12 protein-coding genes are annotated in these 17,099 nt (G+C 39.8%); 1 reads left to right on the top strand and 11 read right to left on the bottom strand.

All coding sequences use genetic code 11. The features are described 5' to 3' along the window. Positions 1–23 precede the first annotated feature (23 nt). From tldD to L641_RS0113325, 9 genes are all read right to left on the bottom strand, one after another. Positions 24–1,463, bottom strand: a complete 1,440-nt coding sequence (gene tldD, locus L641_RS0113365) for a metalloprotease TldD (RefSeq protein ID WP_008468278.1) — start codon at positions 1,461–1,463, stop codon at positions 24–26. After that, a complete protein-coding gene (locus tag L641_RS0113360) occupies positions 1,460–2,299 on the bottom strand; it encodes a carbon-nitrogen hydrolase family protein (RefSeq protein ID WP_008113739.1) in 840 nt (279 codons plus the stop codon). Before L641_RS0113360 ends, tldD begins: the two co-directional genes overlap by 4 nt. Then, positions 2,296–6,144, bottom strand: coding sequence for a YhdP family protein (locus L641_RS0113355; protein WP_024602164.1), 3,849 nt, complete (start codon positions 6,142–6,144; stop codon positions 2,296–2,298). The genes L641_RS0113360 and L641_RS0113355 overlap by 4 nt, the downstream gene beginning before the upstream one ends. Next, positions 6,144–7,616, bottom strand: a complete 1,473-nt coding sequence (gene rng / locus L641_RS0113350) for a ribonuclease G (RefSeq protein WP_013463925.1) — start codon at positions 7,614–7,616, stop codon at positions 6,144–6,146. The genes L641_RS0113355 and rng overlap by 1 nt, the downstream gene beginning before the upstream one ends. 1 nt (position 7,617) lies before the next feature. Then, positions 7,618–8,187, bottom strand: a complete 570-nt coding sequence (locus tag L641_RS0113345; protein WP_024602163.1) for a Maf family protein — start codon at positions 8,185–8,187, stop codon at positions 7,618–7,620. Next, positions 8,187–8,666: a rod shape-determining protein MreD gene (gene mreD / locus L641_RS0113340; protein WP_016900308.1), complete on the bottom strand. Its 480-nt coding sequence runs from the start codon at positions 8,664–8,666 to the stop codon at positions 8,187–8,189. The genes L641_RS0113345 and mreD overlap by 1 nt, the downstream gene beginning before the upstream one ends. Continuing rightward, positions 8,659–9,501, bottom strand: coding sequence for a rod shape-determining protein MreC (gene mreC, locus L641_RS0113335; RefSeq protein ID WP_016900309.1), 843 nt, complete (start codon positions 9,499–9,501; stop codon positions 8,659–8,661). The genes mreD and mreC overlap by 8 nt, the downstream gene beginning before the upstream one ends. Next, positions 9,501–10,544, bottom strand: coding sequence for a rod shape-determining protein (locus L641_RS0113330; protein WP_013463921.1), 1,044 nt, complete (start codon positions 10,542–10,544; stop codon positions 9,501–9,503). The genes mreC and L641_RS0113330 overlap by 1 nt, the downstream gene beginning before the upstream one ends. A gap of 134 nt (positions 10,545–10,678) precedes the next feature. Continuing rightward, entirely contained in the window at positions 10,679–12,685 is a 2,007-nt protein-coding gene (locus L641_RS0113325) for a formylglycine-generating enzyme family protein (protein WP_024602162.1), read from the bottom strand. A 335-nt stretch (positions 12,686–13,020) separates the two neighbouring features. Between L641_RS0113325 and L641_RS0113315 the strand changes: the two genes are divergently transcribed. Continuing rightward, positions 13,021–13,929, top strand: a complete 909-nt coding sequence (locus tag L641_RS0113315; protein WP_024602161.1) for a pyridoxal-phosphate dependent enzyme — start codon at positions 13,021–13,023, stop codon at positions 13,927–13,929. 29 nt (positions 13,930–13,958) lie between these two features. Here L641_RS0113315 and L641_RS0113310 read toward each other — a convergent pair whose 3' ends face one another. Then, positions 13,959–15,605 (bottom strand): EAL domain-containing protein, encoded by a 1,647-nt coding sequence (locus L641_RS0113310; RefSeq protein ID WP_024602160.1) that lies wholly within the window; start codon positions 15,603–15,605, stop codon positions 13,959–13,961. A 570-nt stretch (positions 15,606–16,175) separates the two neighbouring features. Further along, on the bottom strand, positions 16,176–17,087 hold the full coding sequence (locus L641_RS0113305) for a hypothetical protein (RefSeq protein ID WP_024602159.1): 912 nt from the start codon (positions 17,085–17,087) through the stop codon (positions 16,176–16,178). Between the last annotated feature and the right edge of the window lie 12 nt (positions 17,088–17,099).

Below are 17,099 nucleotides of genomic sequence, written 5' to 3'. Positions count from 1 at the left end.
TTTATAACGACTTTGTAATGAAATTAAGCCGTGCCACCAACTGTTAACTGATCAATTTTCAAACTTGGTTGGCCAACACCTACTGGTACACTTTGACCGTCTTTACCACAAACACCTACGCCTTTATCAAGCGCTAAATCATTACCTACCATAGAGATTTGCTGCATTACTTCGGGACCATTACCAATTAATGTTGCACCTTTAATTGGTTGGGTGATTTTACCGTTCTCGATCAAGTAAGCTTCTGAGGCACTAAAAACAAACTTACCTGAGGTAATATCTACTTGGCCGCCACCAAAGTTTGGCGCAAAGATACCTTTTTTAACCGTGCTGATAATATCAGCTTGGCTGTGCTCGCCGCCTAACATGTAAGTGTTAGTCATACGAGGCATAGGTAAATGTGCGTATGACTCACGACGTGCGTTACCTGTTGAGTTTACTCCCATCAAACGCGCGTTCATTTTATCTTGCATATAGCCTTTTAAAATACCGTTTTCGATAAGTACGTTATAGGCTGCAGGCGTGCCTTCGTCATCTACATTGAGTGAACCACGGCGATCGGCCATAGTACCATCATCAACCACAGTACATAGCTCTGAAGCAACTTTTTGACCTACTTTACCGCTAAACGCAGATGCGCCTTTACGGTTAAAGTCACCTTCTAGACCATGACCTACCGCTTCGTGTAACAACACGCCTGGCCAGCCATTACCTAATACCACTTCCATAGTACCTGCAGGGGCATCAATAGCTTCTAAGTTTACTTTAGCTTGACGAACGGCTTCTTCTGCAAAACCCATCCAACGCGGCTTACCATCAACCAGCTCTTTAAAGTAACCATAATCTAGGCGCGCACCGCCACCAGCACCGCCACGTTCACGGCGACCATTTTTCTCTAGCAATACAGAGCAGTTTAAACGGATCAGTGGGCGAATATCGGTAGCAAAGGTGCCATCGCTAGCTGCAATTAATACTTCTTCATATACCGCAGACATTGAGCTAATAACTTGCTCAGCATCAGGGGCTAATTCGCGAATATAATTTTCAAGCTCACGTAACAAATTAACTTTATCGGTGTCGCTCATGCTAGAAATAGGCTGATGTGGCGCAAACTGCTGCTTTGCAGCCACATCGCTGAATACTTTAACAGCTTTATCTTCACCGGCATCGGCAATACTACGTGCAGCCGTGGCTGCTTTGTTTAGCGCTTCAAGATTGATTGCGTCTGAATACGAAAAACCGGTTTTTTCACCACTAACAGCCCGTACGCCAACACCACGCTCAACATTATAAGACCCTTCTTTAACAAGGCCGTCTTCTAATACCCAAGACTCATGATGACTCGATTGAAAATAAAGGTCGGCATAATCAACTTTGTGCTGGTGAATATAAGCTAATGTTTTTTCGAGTTCTTCTCGATTTAGCTGGCTGTCGTGTAATAAATGCTGTTCAACCGAATTCATAATAATGGCTCTCTAAATCGTTGGTGAGATTGCAGCGGCATATCTCGTCTAATTTTGTGTAACTGGTTTAAATCTACGGTGCAACTAATAAAACCAAGCCCTGTTGGTTTTTCGCTTAATATTTCACCCCAAGGCGATAACATCAGGCTGCGACCATAAGTTTGCCTACCGTTTTCATGTGTTCCATATTGCGCTGCAGCAATAACATAACACTGCGTTTCTATGGCACGTGCTGCAAGTAGCGGCTGCCAATGCGCTTTACCTGTAGGCACAGTAAACGCACTGGGTACTAATATAATTTCGGCGCCTTTGCGAACTAAAGCATTAAATAAACCAGCAAAGCGCAAATCATAACACACTGTTAAACCAATTTTACCAAAGGGAGAATCAACAACCACAACCTCATCGCCCGCTTGAGTAAAATCGGATTCTCGATAGCTGCCGGTCTGGTCATCTACCTCAACATCAAATAAATGTATTTTGTTATAGCTTGCAACAATATCGCCTTGGTTATTAAACAAATGTGAGGCAGCGTAATACTTATGTTGGTTATAGGGCACTGGCATGGTGCCAGCATTTAACCAAATATTATGTTTACGGCACAATTCACTGATTTGCTGTTTATATTGTTCAATACGCTGAGACACTAACAACGTATCACCAGCGTGTTTACTAAACACTAAAAACGCTTCTGGTAAACATACTAACAAAGGTCGCGTGTTTGGCAGAGCAGCTAAGGCTTGCTTTAAGGTGGCAATGTTATCATCAGGGTTTAAGCCTGAGCACATTTGCAATGCAATAATCGCAGGTGTTGTACTTATAAGTGATTTACTCATTGCGCTGCGCTCACCTCAGCATCTTTAAGCTTTAACTCTGAAGATGCTTGCGGCTGATTTTGTGCTGCTTGCGGTAAAGTCACCTCTCGGCTCTTACGATCTAATTCTTGTACCTGAGGATCGTTCATTTTGCCCGTCACTTTAAAGTTGATCTCTGAGATCACTCGCGCAGAATGAATTACTTTATCAATTGCTAAAGCTGCAAGCCCCGTTACTGGGTTAACCATCCAAGCCACAATTACTGGAATACTCGACGTTACTTGCGGTGCTACTGCTAAGTCGTAGTCAATTTCGAGAGTATTTAAATTTGCATACCCTTTAATCGAGAGATCGGCAGGCACCCCATCCATTTTAGTATCTTGGGTATAGGCAATGCCCTTATCTATCTGCATCGTACCTTTCATGCTGTTATAGAAAAAACCTTTAGAAAATACATCTCTAAAATCAAGTTTTAGCTTACGCACTAATGAATCAAGGCTCAGTAATGAAAATACCCGTGCGCCTCCATCACTGACTTCAGTTAAATGGCCTTCGCCTAAATCCCAACTAATTTCACCGTCTAAACTAGCAATGTCTAAGTTATAAGGTGCCGCTTGCCAATTTAGTTGATAATTTAGATTCGCGTTTGAGTCTTTAATAGTAGTGGTGATATCAAATTCATTAAATAAGGCGCCAATATCATCACTTTTAAGTTCGCCGCTCATTGCCGTTAAACCATTTTGCCATTGCCCTTTAGTGCGCAATATATGATCGCCTTTATCCACCACTAGCTCAGAAATAAGTAGCTTTTTACCATCGCCTAACAATGAAGCACTTACCTTATCAAGCTGATAATGGCTGATCTTACAATCGGCACATTCAAATTCAATAGCCGGCAAGTTTGCAAGCCAAGCAAGTTGTTCCGGGGTCGACTTTTCATTTGGTTGCTCTGTTTCGGCCTCTAAAAAGTTAAGCCTTAAATAATCGCTATTAATTCGAATCGGCTGACTTGATTGCCCGCTAGGTATAAATACTTCGGCTCTTAACTCTTTGGCATTGAGCTTTAATTGCAAATTATTATTTAGGGGCGATAAACGCATATCAAAATCATTAAACTGCATGCCACTCACGTTAAAAGAGTTAATATTCGCAACCACTTCATGTAAAGGCGGCATCACGCCCGGCGAGGCACTGTCAGGCTGCGTTTTAGCCACATTAATAATTTGATCAATTAAATCAATCCAAGGTAATAACTCACTCTGCGCTAAATTAATACTCACCGCTAAATTTTGTGAGTTAAGCCCTAAGTCTTTTTCACCGATGATAAAATGAGCGTTGGTAAACTGCGATTGAGTATTGTCTAGAATGGCATTGAAATAAAATAACTCATTAATATTTGCAGTGATCAAATTAGAGATATCATCACCTTGAATAACCGCACTCAGAGGCCAAATTTGCTCACTGCTTTTTGTATATACTCCTGGCAAGGAACTATTTAAGCCAATAAGTGGCGATTCAACTTCGGCACGATAGTTAAACCCTTGCTCGGTAAAATTAAGCTCTAAAGCAATATCAACGTCACTTTGCCCGCTTAAGTAACCATCTAAAATACCTTGACCATGGTTTATGAGTGTTTGCGCATCAAGCTGAGCATTTATATTTATATTAGCGCGATAATCTTCTGCGTTTGCGTCACTAGTGTACTTAATCGTTAATGGCATACCAAGCCATGTAGCCGTAGCATCGGTGAGGTTTATTTGTTGATTATTAAAGCTAAGTTCACCCTTTAAATGCTCAAGCGAAATACCGGGAGCAGAAATATAAAGAGGTGCGTCGAGTAAATTAACCTTACCAGTTACACTCGCTCCGCCCTCAAATTGTGAACCGATTAGCAATTCAATGTTTGCGCTGGCAAGCCCCTGTCCTTGCACAACATTAAAAATATCAGCTAACGGATTTGCTAAAGGCGTGGCGACAAAAAAATCGTGCATTTTTTCAAGCTCAGCTTGCTTATCAATACTAACCACCAATGGCGCATCGCCCATTAAGTCATCAATACTCACATGTACACTACTGCCAACGTCAAGGTTTACCAGTTGGCCTTGCTGGCTATAAATATCCATTCGCTCATTTGCAAAATGCAGCTTTACACTGGCATTTGTGACTGCTGGCCAAGCCGGATCGAATTGATAGGTAGCATTATCTATTTGCGCTAAAACATCAAACTGCCCAGAACCATTGTCAAATGGAAAGCCTGATAATGGACCAGAAAATAACACCTGAGCATTTGTTACTTCACCTGATTTTATTGCGCCATTTAAATAACTAACTAACTCAGGGCTCATTAATGTTAAAGGAAAATAATGACCGGCAATACTGGCATCGGGGGCAAATGCTTCGGCATATAAATCTAAGCGAGGCGTCTTACCTAAACTTAATTGCATCTGCGCGCTTAAGGTCACTTCATTGTTATCAAACCACAGGTTATCACTGCTAATATGCCAATCGCCTGAACGCTTCGCTAAATCTAATTCGATGTTTAGCTGGTTATAGTCAATATTATTACTAAAACTAGCACCTGTAATTAAGTGGCTGTTTTCACCAAAAATAGTGATCCGGCCATATTGCTGATTAACTAATCCATCAATCCTTAAAGATTGAGCGGCGGGTACGGCGTTTTTTTCTTGCCAGCTAATTTCATCGGCTTCAAACCACAACTGCCATTGCTTTGCATCGGCAAACTCTAGATACGCGTTTTTTATTTCACCACTGGGTTGGCGAGCTAAAAAAGGAGTTAAATCAGTAAAATTAGTTAATTCTGCTAAATCATTTAATAGGGCTAAATCGAGTTGTTGTAGCCATATTTTATTTTGCTTGCCTAATAAAGCTTCAAATTCGAGGCTAGGCCACGTTATCTCGTTGGTACTAAAAGCTAGGCCGGTACTTTTTAACCGCCAGCTATTTTGCTCAGGGTATAAATGAAATCCCCCTTCACTTAGGCTGACCTTTTGTGTTTGCTCATTGAGTTGCCAATTTACCGCACTCGGTAACCACTGTACTTTTACGTCACTTACTAAGCCTTGTTCTAACCTAAGCCATGCTTGTAAATTTAAATCACTATGCAGTTGCTGCTTTTGAGTATTAATGTACTGGGCTAACCAATTTGACACATCAACCTGATTAGCTTGCACATACAGATCCCCTATCATTTGCTCTAAGGTTTCACCTTTGAGCGCAATACGGGCATCAAAATTACCCACAGAAATACCCGGTAGCGCTAGACTACCACTGCCAAGATGCTGTTTATCTTGGTTTTGCCATACAATGTTTTCTAATAACAGTTTACGTTCTTTGTTATCTTCTAGTACAAAGCTGATGCTGGAGTTTTCTATTGCAAAGTGACCGGTTTCGCCTAAAAATAGTCCTTCTATTAGCTCTTTTTGCTCAAATGAAACTTCATCTTGATTACCAGCAAATAAATTAGCGACATTAACCTTGGTATGAAAACCATTTATCACAAAGTAATTTGATTTAAGCTGCAGCGACTTTAAACTTTCCCAAAGGTTTAGCTCTAAACTGGTTTTAGCTATGGTTAAAGAGATAGGGGCTGTTTGGTTGTCTTTAAATGATAATTCTTCGAGTACTAAAGCGGGACCACTGCCTTGCCAACTTGCTGATATAGCACCTATAGATAAACTAATATCAAACTTATCATCAAGGTAGCTTTCTATATCTCCTTTATAATCGTTCGCGTAGGGTAAGGTGTATTTTAAAATAGAAACAATCACGGCCAGTAGTACTAAAATTACAGCACTTATTTGCCATAATTTTCGCACACAATAAAAACAGGCCGCTTTAAATTTCATTACATCATTACCACATCAAACTGCTCTTGGCTGTATAAACTTTCGGTTTGAATATTGACCTGCTTTCCAATAAATAGTTCTAATTCGGCGAGGTTATGATACTCATCATTTAATAGCGCTTCACATACTGCAGGCGAAGCATACACTACAAACTTATCCGCATCGTAAGCGCGATTAACACGAACTATTTCACGAAGAATTTCATAGCAGACTGTCTCGACTGTTTTTTGTGAGCCACGCCCTGAACATGCTGGGCATACATCACACAATACATGCTCTAGGCTTTCGCGGGTACGTTTGCGGGTCATTTCAACTAAGCCTAATGCCGACAAACCATTGATATTAGATTTGGCACGATCTTTATCGAGTGCAGATTCTAATGAGTGCATTACACGGCGTTTATGCTCATCGCTTACCATATCAATAAAGTCGATAATAATAATACCGCCCAAATTGCGTAGCCTTAGTTGACGGGCAATAGCTGAGGTTGCTTCAACATTGGTATTAAAAATAGTTTCTTCAAGGTTACGGTGACCAACAAAAGCGCCTGTATTTACATCAACAGTGGTCATCGCTTCAGTTTGATCTATGATCAAATAACCACCCGATTTTAAAGTAACTTTACGATGCAGTGCTTTTTGAATTTCACTTTCTACATCAAATAAATCAAAAATGGGGCGCTCACCTGGGTAATACTCAAGCACTTGTGATAACAAAGGCACAAACTCTTCAGTAAACAGCTTAAGCTCTTGGTAGGTAAGCTTAGAGTCAACACGGATGCGCTCCATATCTTCACCTACGTAATCACGTAACGTTCTAAAGGCAAGTGTAAGATCTTCATGCAAGATACTGGCTTTGCTGGTTTTTCGGCGTCTAGAGACAATTTTATCCCAGAGCTTTTTTAAAAAAGCTGCATCGTGTCTCAGCTCCGCTTCACTTGCGCCTTCAGCAGCTGTTCTGACAATAAAACTACCGTTTTCATCGCCGTATTCGGCTACAATTTTTTTCAGCCTTGCACGCTCTTCTTCCGTTTCGATACGCTGACTCACCCCAACATGTGTCGCATCAGGCATAAACACTAAATACCGTGAAGGTATCGTGATATCAGTGGTTAAACGTGCCCCTTTGCTACCCAAAGGATCTTTAACCACTTGCACCATAATGTACTGACCTTGGCGAACAAGCTCACGAATATCTTGGACTTTTTTAATCGGCTCGTCGTCAACGCCCTCAACAATAGAGGCACTATTAACGATATCTGAAGCGTGTAAAAAAGCGGCTTTTTCTAGGCCTATATCAACAAAGGCGGCTTGCATACCTGGTAACACGCGGCTTATTTTACCTAAGTAAATATTACCCACGATACCTAAGTTACCAATACGTTCTAGCTGAATTTCTTGTAATACACCGTTTTCGATTAGGGCAACGCGACTTTCACTTGGCGTGACATTGATCAGTAGTTCTGTACTCATGCTACCCTCTTAAGAATGTATGTAATAATTGTTCTGTCTCATATAAAGGTAAGCCGACAACGGCAAAATAGCTACCCGAAATATGCGTTACAAAGCGCCCACCTAACCCTTGGATACCGTAACCACCGGCTTTATCTTGAGGCTCGCCCGTTTGCCAATAAGCATGTATTTCTTCATCACTGAGTGTTTTAAAGGTGACATCTGTACTGACCACACAACTGAGTACTTTATCTGGTGTCGCAAAAGCGATGGCAGTTAACACTTGGTGCGTGTTCCCTGATAAGCGCTTTAAGGTTTGAGTAAAATCGTCTTTATCTCGTGGCTTACATAAGGATTGGTTATCCATCACCACCACAGTATCACTACCTAGCACAGGCCGGTCAGTATAACCTTGTTCTACGCCCATTTGCGCCTTTAAACGCGCTAAACGCTCTACATAGTCATGCGGGCGCTCATTAGCAAGCTGGCTTTCATCGGCATCAACACTAAACTGTGAAAATTCAATACCCAATTGGGTTAGAAGCTCTTTACGACGGGGAGACGCGGAGGCTAAATATACTGCGCAAGTCATTATCTGATCCTAAAATGTCTACGGTATTTTCGAAGTAATAAAAATACCCATATCCAGCTCAACATGCCTGTTAATACAGGCCATAAGTAATGCGGGCTAAAATAAACGCCAAGTAAAAAGTGATTTAACCAAAACTGCATTAAATGGTAAAGCGTTAAGAACAAGCCTATAAGTAGGCTTTGTTGCCACAATGAAAAATTGCGAATTTTTTGAAAGTTACTTGCAGTAACAAAAATACACACTGAATAAGTTAATGAATTAACACCCAATGAAGAGCCTGTTGCTAAGTCAATTAATAACCCAACAACCCAAGCAGTCCCTATATTTAATCGATGCGGTAAAGCCAAAGACCAGTACATAAGCACCAACAGCACCCAATCAGGACGAAATGGTTCAAGTGAAAAAGGTAACGGCATTAGCGCCATTACTAATGCAAAGAAAATACTTAATGCGATTAAGAGCATATGACGGTTAATCATCACCCATCAACTCCTGCTGATTTAGCCATAACACCACTAATAACCGAATTCGATCTAATTGAGCTATCGGCTCAGCAAATACTTGCGCAAAAGGTTGGCCTTCATCACGAGTTATTTCGGTGATCACCGCAACCGGATAACCTTCAGGAAAGGTACCACCTAGGCCAGAGGTCACCAGCACATCACCAATACGAACATCTAAGCTATGCGGCACATGTGATAGCTTTAGCACGTTAATTTTACCGATACCTTCAACCACTGTGCGCACATCGTTTCGTAATATACGCACCGGTGTTGCATGAGTGGTATCTGTAATTAACAGCACTCGCGAGGTTGTTGAACCAACTTTAGTCAACTGCCCGACTAACCCCATATCATCAATCACTGCTTGGCTTTCGCTTAAACCATCGGTGGTTCCCCGATTTATCACCACTTGGTGACTATAAGGATTTGAATGAACAGAAAGTACTTGAGCAATAATTTTACGATTGGTGTGTTTAGAGGAAGAGCCAAGTAATGCACGAAGTTTTTGATTCTCTTTTGCTAAAAACTCATACTGCTGGATTTGCTCACTTTGCAATACTTGCTTCTTTTTGAGTGCTTCGTTTTCGGTTAGTAACTGCTCACGGGTATGCAAACTTTTGGCGCTAAAGCTAAATACTTCGTAAGGTAGGTTAGCAACATAAATAAGTGGACTAACCAACGTATTCAAACTAGTACGAATGTTCTCGCCACCTTGCGTGTACTTGTCTCCAAGGATCAATACGATACTCAAAAGCACTGCGACAAAAAGTCGCAGTTGCAAAGAAACCGTTTTTTCAAACATTGATTTCATTAATCGTAACTAAAAACGTCACCACCGTGCACATCAATCATTTCAAGGGCCTTGCCGCCGCCACGTGCAACACACGTAAGTGGATCATCAGCAACAACCACTGGAATGCCCGTTTCTTCCATTAGCAGGCGATCTAAATCCTTAAGTAATGCGCCGCCGCCAGTTAACACCATACCATGCGCTGAAATATCAGATGCCAGCTCAGGTGGAGACTGCTCAAGCGCCACCATGACAGCGCTTACAATCCCCATTAGTGGCTCTTGTAATGCTTCTAAGATTTCATGCGAGTTAAGCGTAAACGAACGAGGTACGCCTTCTGCAAGGTTACGACCACGCACTTCTATCTCTACTGGCTCGTCTGTTTTAAATGCCGATCCAATTTGGTGTTTAATATTCTCAGCGGTGGCTTCACCGATTAAGCTACCAAAGTTACGACGCACATAATTAATAATGGCTTCATCGAACTTATCACCACCAATGCGTACTGAAGATGAATACACAACACCATTAAGTGAAATAATAGCGACTTCTGTTGTACCGCCACCAATATCAACCACCATAGAACCCGTTGCTTCAGACACCGGTAAACCGGCACCAATTGCAGCTGCCATTGGCTCTTCGATTAAGTAGACTTCGCGAGCACCTGCACCCATTGCTGATTCACGAATTGCACGCTTTTCAACTTGAGTAGCTCCACAAGGAACACAAATAAGCACGCGTGGGCTTGGGCGCATAAAATTATTATTGTGCACTTGTTTGATGAAGTGCTGTAACATTTTTTCAGTAACATAAAAATCAGCAATCACACCGTCTTTCATTGGACGTATAGCTTTAATATTACCAGGCGTACGGCCCAACATTTGCTTAGCTTCTGTACCTACAGATGCAACACTTTTAGGTCCACCAGCACGCTCTTGACGAATAGCAACAACTGAAGGTTCGTTTAATACAATACCTTCTTCTTTTACATAAATTAGTGTGTTGGCTGTACCTAAATCGATCGATAGATCGTTTGAAAAAATACCACGGAGTTTTTTAAACATGAGGCTGGATGACCTTTGAAATTCGTTCTTATTGTAGTTGCGCTTACTTTAACATTCTCAACACAATGAGCAATGTAAAGCGCAGCCGTCTTTGTAATCATTAAAAAGAGGAAGCACCGCTTCCCCATTAAATATTATCGTTCGCTCATTAAGCGAAAGCCAATATAATTAGCTCTAAAATCTGGCGCTAAAATTAAACGCGTTGATGCACGAGCAAGGCTAGGGGCAAAATTCCATGCACCTCCGCGAACAACGGCATCTTTTTTATTCCCTGTGCTACTAGTCCATTCCCATACATTGCCTACAGTATCGTATAAGCCAAATGCATTTGCAGAAAAAGACCCTACCGGAGCCGTGCGTTTATTAGACCACTCGCTACCACACCAACCACAGTTAGCTAGGTTTTTACCAATTTCGTTACCCCATGGGTACTCTGTCTCAGTGCCTGCACGCGCCGCATATTCCCACTCAACCTCAGTAGGTAAACGATACGTTTGCGCTGTTTTATCAGAAAACCATTCAGCGTAAGCAATAGCATCATTTTTTGTCAAACACACAGCAGGAAACTCATTGGTTTGCTCAAATCCTGGAGCACGCCAATTTAAGCTTGCTTCCCAAACAGGTTCGCCGTTGAGGTAATATGCGCAACCTTTGCCTTTTTCAGCTTCGGTTTTATATTGCGTTTCGTTTACAAACGCTTCAAATGCGCCAACAGTCACTTCTTTGCTCTGCATAGCAAAAGATTCACTAATCGTTTTTTCAACCACGGGGCGTTCATTTTCAAGCCCATTGCCGTTTATATCACCCATTTTAAATTTGCCAACGGGGATCATCACTGCTGATGGGTCCACCATAGGTGGGCGTGTATCAACTTCCATTCCTTTTGGGCAATCTGCTTGTATTATTTGCTCTCGCTTTTTAGTCGGTGCAGCAATCGACTCTGACTTTTTTTCCAACTGAGCAAAAAGCGTTCGCGTTTTCTTTAAGTCAATTCGCGCTTTATAAGGGATGTAACCCTCTTTGCGTATTTCTAATTTATGCAAACCACGTGGTAAGTTCGTCACCAAACGAGTAGAACCTACTCGAATATCATTAATAAATACTTCATCGCCGTGTACATTAGAGCGTAAGGTTAACTGAACTAATTGATCTTTCTTGTTATCAGCGACCACTTTGGGCTTTTTATTAACTGTTTTAGCGACAACGGCAGCGGCTTTATTATCCCCATTATCGCTGAATGTTAACTGACTATCAGAGAAAGTAGTGCTATAAGCTGGCTGATAAGTATTTGCCAGCGGGGTACCATACTCTAAACAAAAACTATTATTCACACTAAGTAAGTGACATAAACGACTGCTGTTTACATCTCCGCGCATAGTAACGCTTAAATTGACGTTGTAATCACCTTGCCCGCTAAATGCGCTCTTAATCACGTGACTACTTAAAATTTGTACTTGTGCCCCTGCCATGTCTCGCTTAGGTTCAACAAGACGTTTTTCTGTAAGATTTTCAAATATTTGATCTAAAAAACGTTTAGTTGCCTTTTTCAGCCCTATTTGCTGACCGCTCTGCTCACATGCCGCCAGTGTTTCAGTGCGCTTACAGTTAATGGTATGGTCAACTTCAAGCGTCCCCTCTCGGGTAAACTCATTGCGTAATCGCTCTACACGCGCCGTGGTATATTGCACTTTTAAGCTTTCAATCGTGTTTTGAAGTGCATGTTTATCAGCGCGAATTTGCTCAATATCTTTTAGATGGGATGCAATTGCCGCCAATTGCATAGAAATATCATTTTTATTTTGTTCTTGATCAACAACGGCTTTTTGATAACGCGACTGTGCAGAGGTAATGTCTAGCGACGGATTATCAATTAAACGTCGATACATATCATTCATCGCATCCAACGCTTGGTTTTTTTCTTTATCAAGCTGTGTGGAACGCGTTCTGAGCAATTCAAGTTGTGTTTGAAGTTGATTCTCTTCTTTTAAATATTTGTCGAGCATCGTCGTTGAACGAGTGTATTCTGTTTGTTTCGTATTAATCTCTGATTCAATTCTGTTTACAGTAGTTGTATCTTGTGCAAATACTGTGCTTGCAAAAAAGCTAGCAGAAATTAACAGAGATAAAGGAGCAATTCGCATATATTCCAGTCCCAAAAAAGCGGCAATTATTTGGTTATTATTATTTTTTATAATAAAACCTTATGCTATGTACTTGAAGCACAAAACACAAGCTTTGTTCATTTATTATCTCAGTTTACAACTATTATCCCGTTTCATGCCAGTAAATAACCGTTTCATTTGTACTAAATAGCTAATTTATTTAACAACACCGAGATTTATCTGCATTTTACGCTATTAAGATGCCAATTTAGCCGCGTATTCATATTTTTTAGTTTGCTTAAGTAATAAAAACTGAGTCAAAATAACGCTATTACACAGCACATTCATCATGTAACTAATGAAAAAGAGTGATAATGCCAATACCATTCAGTATTAATGAACATAGCTATTTACAAACAATTACCAGTGAATTACTAACAGACAAGAAAATAACTTTAACTATTAAGCGCGATGATTTATTGCATCCACTTATCAGCGGTAATAAATGGCGAAAGCTCAAATACAATTTAGTTCGTATGCAACAACTGGGTAAATCTGAATTACTTACATTTGGTGGTGCTTTTTCAAATCACATTCATGCGTGCGCCGCTGCTGGTAAAGAGTTTAACTTAACAACCCACGCAATTGTGCGCGGCCCACAGCTTGATCTAAATAATCCTACTCTAAAATTTGCACAGCAATGTGGTATGCAGTTACATGCTGTCAATCGTATAGAGTACAAACAACGACATGATGAAGCCTATTTAGCCGCATTACAGGCACGCTTTCCAAACGCATACATTCTACCTGAAGGAGGCACTAATTCGTTTGCTATAGAGGGATGTAAAGAGCTTGCCCAGAGTTTACCTGAGCACGACTACTTAATCTGTCCAACTGGCAGTGGCGGCACCTTGGCTGGATTGATAGAGGGCAGCTCAAATAAAATCAACCTACTAGGGATTGCTGTTTTAAAGCAAGCCGACTACCTGCGGGACGAAATACGCGCTCTTAGCCCTAAAGCAAAATCACAAAATAACTGGCAACTACTTACGCAATTTCACGGTGGTGGATATGGTCGTTTTACAGCTGATTTATGGCAGTTTTGCCAACACATGCAGCATCAACATCAATTACCCTTGGAGCCTATTTACAGCGGTAAAATGATGTACGCACTTTGGCAGCTCATCAATAATGATTACTTTGCCCCTAACAGCAAAATTATTGTAATACATACTGGTGGGTTGCAAGGTTTAGAAGGGCTAAAATATCGCAAATTAGTGTAGAGTATATTTAACTTGTTAATTGCTTAGCATTAGTGAAATGCGACTTGAGTATAATTGGGAAGAAATTTAGAAAAATATCCTCCTTGCGCGCCGCTAATGCCTATTACTTTTAAAAGTTGTAGCTCCTGAGGCGTCTCTACATCAAGTGCAAATACTGACAAGCTCAATAATCTACTTATATGCACAATTCCCCTAACGTATTTTTGTTGTGAATTACTGCGCTCTATCCCATGGACAAGTTCAGAAGCTAAGTTAAGCCCTGATATTTGTTTATTAAGCGTAAACTTAAAAATATTTTTACTGCTTCTCACATCATCAATTACAATATTGCAGTTTAGTGCCGCTATTGCTGCAAAAGCGCCTTGCAAACGTAATTGATTATTTAAGAATTCTGATTCATTTATAGAAAATTGCAGTGTATGTTGGTTTTTTAAGTCATTGATATAAGCAGTTAACCAGCTCCAAAACTCGTTATTAAACCAGTTTTTAGGATGTAACTTAATACTAATAACTGACGATGATTTATCTATAAGCAATAGTTTTTTTACTTGCATAACTACCGCTTGATCGTGCAATAGCGCCTCACCTTCGTTATAAAATTGACTGATACTTTCTTGATTAAGTAATTGTTTATTTCCCCTGTCATTACTTTTAATTGATACGTAATGCTTAATAATAGCGCCGCTATCGAGCTCGTATACTGGTTGAAATAAAATAGCCAATTTTTGCTTTTTAATTCGTTGTGGTATTGAGTGTCTATCGAGCTGTTGGACATGACCATAATTTAACGCTAATTGGTGATAATGCTTAACTCGATTTTGCTGCGAAAGAGTAAGTGCCGACTTTGCCAACTGATACACCATAACCTGATCAGCCTCTGAATAATAAGTACATAAACCTACTTTTACATGCCTCTGTGCAGTTCTTGGCGCCAATACATGAGCGGCACTTACAGTGCATTGATGTAAATATTTAGCGCAATTGAGTTTATCAATTGCATCAATCCCTTTGAGAGTAAAAGCGAAATTGCCTGCAGTTAATAACTTAACGGATATTTCAGTCGTATTAATAAAGTCTTTTGCCAATAAGACTTTAAGAGTCGCTTGTAAGTCAGTGTTTGCATCAAAATGGCATTCACACTGAATAAGTGCAAATACATTATATTTAATTGCTTCCTGCACATTAGTTGTCGCTATGGGAGCGAGCTGTAAAGAACTCACTTTGGGTGCATAACGTACTTTCTTATTATTAAAGTGCTGCTGACGTTTAGAGGTCATTGTGCTGTTTTTTATTGTTTTAGGCTTTTTAAAACGTCGAATACAAAGCATAGCGAGCAAAAGAACCGCGTTTATTATTAAAAACAAATAGCTATAGCTATACCAAACTGGCCATGAGTAGAGCAAAATTCCTTTTGAGTTAGCGCTAAAATAATGTTTTTGTTTTTCTATATAAATAGAGTTTTTATTAGGGGCGAGCGTAAAAGGCGTATTTGCAATAAGTTGTTTTTCATTGGCCAATGGCTGTTGCAATTGCTTCGCTAGCTTTAAACCAACTTGCTCGTTTTGATGCTGTAAAACCAAACTTAAACCGCTATTAATAATCACTAGCAAGGCGATACACAGAGCATAAAACAAAGCATTTGAATAATTGGTAAAGTGAAATTTACTGGCTTTCATAACCCACCGGCACATCAAATAAGTTATTAAAGTGTTGTCTACTATTTGCAATTGTACAAGCCAATAATAAAAGTTTAGCGAAGGTTTAAAAGTTAGTACTTAATGTTTATAAACATTATATTTAGCCTTCAATTAGTTAACTAAACAGCAGTCATTATTTATATATTAGTTTGAACAAAGGAGGGCTTGGCTCAAAAAATAAAAACACCAATATCACAGTGCTTTTTACACATTCATATGTTTACTTTAGGAAGTGTTTATTCAGATTTAAAAACTGTAGAAATGGAATACGGTCATTTTTTTAATAAAAAAGCCGCTTAATAGCGGCTTTCTAGAAAACTTTTAAACATTTTGCTTTTTGTCTTAGGTCAGAACGGTAATAAATACATAAATCCAAAACAGGGTGAGTGAATGAATAAAAACTCCTTTTAAAATAAAGCTTAAAAAGATAACTCAAACATTATTTTATACACTCCAATCACAATTTGTATATTAAAAGCACTTTTAGGGCTGAAAACTACACTTAATCTACATTTTAAGCTTAACTACAAAAAGTAGTGGTGAAGCTTATTACCACTCTAATTTACCTGATGTTCTACCAATACTAGACGTTTTAGCCAGCGTTCTATACTCATAATATTCATAGCCAAATGCTTTATCAATTAAGACCTCGGTGGCAAACTGATGCACTAATTTATCATCAACCACTTGGGGTTTTAAAGCAACGACAGGCTCACCTTTCGCTTTTACTGAAGAATAAAGAACACCATCACATTTATCAGTCAAAAACATATTACTTAGGGCTGATGTCACTTGATACAACCGTTCATTTCCTTCACGAGATAATATATCTGCAAAGAAACGATCTGTTAACTCATAGGCTAAAAGCAATTCTCGGCTAAACTGCTTAACCATATGCTTTCTTGCCTCAGTGTAATAGTCAAAGGTATCTTGGTTTAAATAATACGGTTTTTCATTTCGTCTTATTTGATCCCATATCCCTATGATTCTTAAATATAAATCAGTTTTACTCACTTGATGAGATCGCAGTACATTTAGGTGATCAAGCTGTTTCGCTTGAGCCTCAGATAATACAACTCTTAATGCCGTATCATCTTGTTTAACGGCTACAGAAGCATAAAACAGCGCTTGGCCTGTAAGATTTAACCTACCCGCCTTTGGAAACGTGCAAGAGCTTTTCTTTATGTAAGATAACTCATCAACATTAGTAAAGTTTTGACCCTCACAAAGGCGAACCCTAAGAAATTCAAGTTCATTTATTGGGTGATCGAGTGTAATTGTCACGCAACCAGCTAAGTTATCTATTTTAGACTCGATTTCATGCTTCGTTAATTCACACGTACCATTTATGTGCTCAGTTAATTGACTAATATAAACAGAAGAGTAAAGCAAATTAGTATGCCCACACTCTACCGATGCTTTATGCTCAATTAACTTAATTAATTCAGGATCTAATACCACTACATAACCTTC

It is taken from the genome of Pseudoalteromonas sp. TB41 (assembly GCF_000497975.1).
Classification (GTDB): Bacteria; Pseudomonadota; Gammaproteobacteria; order Enterobacterales; family Alteromonadaceae; genus Pseudoalteromonas; species Pseudoalteromonas tetraodonis.
The sequence above is the reverse complement of the archived record's forward strand: the minus strand, read 5'-3'. Positions and strand labels throughout refer to the sequence as shown.